Origin of the sequence: Mesorhizobium sp. M1E.F.Ca.ET.063.01.1.1, assembly GCF_003998155.1 — a bacterium.
Lineage (GTDB): Bacteria > Pseudomonadota > Alphaproteobacteria > Rhizobiales > Rhizobiaceae > Mesorhizobium.
Genome location: NZ_RZSC01000621.1, coordinates 1 through 3,514 on the forward strand (window position 1 = coordinate 1; position 3,514 = coordinate 3,514).

The 3,514-nt window shown below is 64.4% G+C and carries 1 protein-coding gene and 1 pseudogene; both read left to right on the plus strand.

Annotation, left to right across the window (positions count from 1 at the left end; all coding sequences use genetic code 11):
- Positions 1-1,678 (plus strand): annotated as a pseudogene (locus EOA29_RS41720) (hypothetical protein); the annotation flags it as partial.
- Positions 1,679-1,766: 88 nt separating this feature from the next.
- Entirely contained in the window at positions 1,767-3,512 is a 1,746-nt protein-coding gene (locus EOA29_RS29335) for a type I secretion system permease/ATPase (RefSeq protein WP_245464673.1), read from the plus strand.
- The last annotated feature ends 2 nt before the right edge of the window (positions 3,513-3,514 follow it).

A 3,514-nucleotide genomic window follows, 5' to 3' on the forward strand; every position in this document is an offset into this window, starting at 1 on the left:
CTACGGCGCCGACGGCGCCGGCTCGACGCTGCTGACGGGCGCCGGCCTGCCGACCTCCTCGACGACGGAAGGAGACTTCATCCAGGCGGTGAACGGCGCCGGGACGCTGCTGACGATCAGCCAGATCCAGAACGGCGTCGCGGTGGCGGTGGTGTCGGTGTCGCTGTCGAACACGACGGCTGGCGCCTACACGGTCACGCAATTGCATGCGATCGACCATCCGGCGGGCCTGGACGAGAACAACGTCTCGTTCACGATCGGTTACACGACCACCGACCATGACGGCGACACGGCGGCCGGCTCGATGTCGATCAATGTCGACGACGACACCCCGACGATCACGAAGCCGTTCGACGGCGACCAGAACGCCGGCAACGGCACAGGGACCCACGAGACTCTGATCAACATCGCCGGCCAACAAGCTACCGGCGACTTCGGTTACAGTATTGGTAGTGACCGGTTCGCGGCCTACGACGTCACGCACTCGGACTTCGTAGACCAAGACAGCGTGTCTGCCGGCAACCAGCTCAGCCTTACTGGCTACCTCACCGGTCTTGTCCCTAACACACAGACCCAGTTGATCAGCTCGTCGGCGACGCTCCAGTCGGAAAGCGCCACCTCGGCAACGTTCAACTGGCAAATCTCGTACGATAGCGACCCGAACACTGCGGGCGACCAGACGGCCACGGCGGGGGGTACCCTTGTCTTCAACAAGGCTGCTGGTACCTACACCATCACCTTGAACGACGCGGCGGATGGCTTCAGCTTCGACGTTCTCCACACCGCCGAGCTTGTGGCCAAGCAGCCCACGAGCAACACGGGCCACCCGCCAATCGTGCTGGAAACGTTGGTGGCGGATGACCCGAGCACGCAGGCTCACGATGGCTTCTATGTGCAGTTCACCGGCAATCTGATCGACAAAACCCACCCGTTCAGCGTGACGAGCGACGGCGAAGGGTCGTCCACCGACACCTCGTTCAACTCGGGACTGCCGACGCCCGGCACCCACGATATGATCAGTAACAGCAATGAAACGTGGGTGTCTGCAACGCAAAGCACCAACGGGGTCGCCGGTGACACGATCCAGAAAGGCGAACTGCTGACATTGCGGTTCTTCGACAGCAATGTCGGCATCCAGACCGAGGCCACCGACCCGACGGCTACCGCCAGCGCCGTGGCATTGAAGTTCGACGGCATCGGCAGCAGCGAAGACCTGATGCTAATCCTCGACCTGACCGACGGTACTAACGAGATCACGCGGGCCGTCTACGTGTCGAACTCCGACATCTACAGGATGGGCCAGGTCCCGTCTCCGTACAACGGCGAGTTCACGCTCGACAACAATGACGGCCTCGTAATCATCGAGCAGAACGACTACAATGCCGCCGGCGAGCACTACGTGATCCAGGGCATCCAGATCATGCAGTCGGGCAATGGGATCACCGGCCAGGCGATCGACCTGAACGGGACGACGGGCACTAGCAGCGGCGGCAGCAATGCTACCACCAGTCTGGTAGCCTTCGACCCCGTCGACAACGACGTGCTGAAGATCACGGATATCGGCTTCGTCTCGACGCAGACCACGACACCGGACGCGCACCTCGACTTCGGAGTCCAGTTGCACGACGCGGACGGCGACACGACCACGGTCCAGCACATCCTCGTCGACATCGCCTGAAACAGAACCAACGGGGGCAGCCACGCTGCCCCCGTTGGACATCAACCGAGCACCAGTGAAAGGCATCGAAAACGGGGGGGTATCCGTGATGCAACCGAGACCGCAATTTCAGGAGGTGATGCGTCTGGCGCGCCAGCAGGTGCCCGCCCTCCTCCTTTTCAGCCTGCTCGCCAATGTCCTCCTGCTCGCCAGCACCGTCTACATGCTGCAGATCTACGACAGGGTGCTGTCCAGCGGCTCGATCGACACGCTGTTCTGGCTCACCCTTGCCGTTATCGGCGCCATCGCTGTCTACGGCATGCTCGAGCATGCCCGCCGCATGATGCTGGGCCATATCAGTCAATGGCTGGACGACCAGCTCAGCGTTCCGGTGATCGAGCGCACCATGGAGGCGCGCCTGGCCGGCTACGGTCTCGAAATTGGGCTGAAGGACGTCGGGGATATGCGCGGCTTCGTTGCCGGCGACGGCATCCTGACCTTTCTCGACGCGCCATGGACGCCGGTCTTCCTGGCGTTCATGTGGCTGCTGCATCCGGCGCTGGGCGTGGTCGGTCTTGCCGGTGCGGTGCTCCTGTTCTGCGCCGCGCTCGCCAATGATTTCTTCACCCGACGCAAGAACCAGGAGGCGGCTGCGGGGCTGCGCAGCAGCCAGGCCGCCGTCGGTCAATTCGTCGATGGCGCCGAGACATTGCGCTCGCTCGGCATGTCCGAGCCGGCGCTGCGGCGCTGGGAGGAAAACCAGCAGTCGCTGATGCGGCTCCAGTCGCGGCTCTTGCAGCGCACCACCATCATCGGCAGCCTGTCACGCTCGCTGCGTCTCGCCCTTCAGGTGGCCGTGCTCGGGCTCGGCGCCTATTTCGTGCTGCGCCGCGAACTGACTCCTGGATCGATGATCGCCGCCTCTATCCTGCTCAGCCGCGCGCTGGCGCCGATCGAGCGCTCGATTGGCGCCTGGCGCAGTCTTGTCAGCGCGCGGACCGCGCGCCGCAACCTGATGAAGCTTTTTGCCGACACCGCGTCGATGCAGCCGGCCGGTGTAACCCTGCCCCGCCCGCAAGGCCGGCTGAAGCTCGAGAACCTCCACTACCGCGCGCCGGGAACGTCGCAAGCGCTGCTGAGCGCGATAGGCTTCGGCGTCGAGCCCGGCCAAACCTGCGGCGTGATCGGCCCGTCCGGCTCCGGCAAGACGACGCTCTGCCGCCTTATCGTCGGAGCGCTGCAGCCCTCGCTCGGCCACGTCAGGCTGGATGGGGCGGAGGTCTGGAACTGGCCTTCGGATGAACTGGGCCAGCATATCGGCTATCTGCCGCAACAGATCGATTTGTTCCCCGGAACGATCGCCGAGAACATTGCGCGCCTGCGTGACGTCGACAGCGATGCGGTGATTGCCGCGGCGCAGTTCGCCGGCATCCACGAAATGGTCCTGCGGCTGCCGAATGGGTACCGGACCGAAGTCGGGCCGCACGGGGCCCGTATCTCACGCGGCCAGCGACAGCGCATCGCGCTTGCCCGGGCGCTGTTCGGTGACCCGCCCCTTCTGGTTCTCGACGAACCCAACACGGGGCTCGACGGCGAAGGCGAGGTGGCGCTGTTCAACGTGCTCCAGCAACTGAAGGAGCGAGGCCGCACGGTCGTTATCGTCAGCCATCAGACCAATCTTCTGCGCACGGCCGATCACGTCGTCTTCCTCCGCGACGGGTCCGTGTCGATGTTCGGCACGCGCGACGAGGTGCTCGCCGCGCTGGCAGGCCAGCCGAAGCGGGTTTCCGTGCAGGCGGCCATGCTGGACAAGATCGCCGCCAATGCGCCGGCGAACCTTAAGGCAGTGGAGTGAGC

Excerpts from the sequence above, each read along its gene's own strand:
- EOA29_RS29335 (WP_245464673.1), top strand. The coding sequence starts at position 1,767 with ATGCAACCGAGACCGCAATTTCAGGAGGTGATGCGTCTGGCGCGCCAG.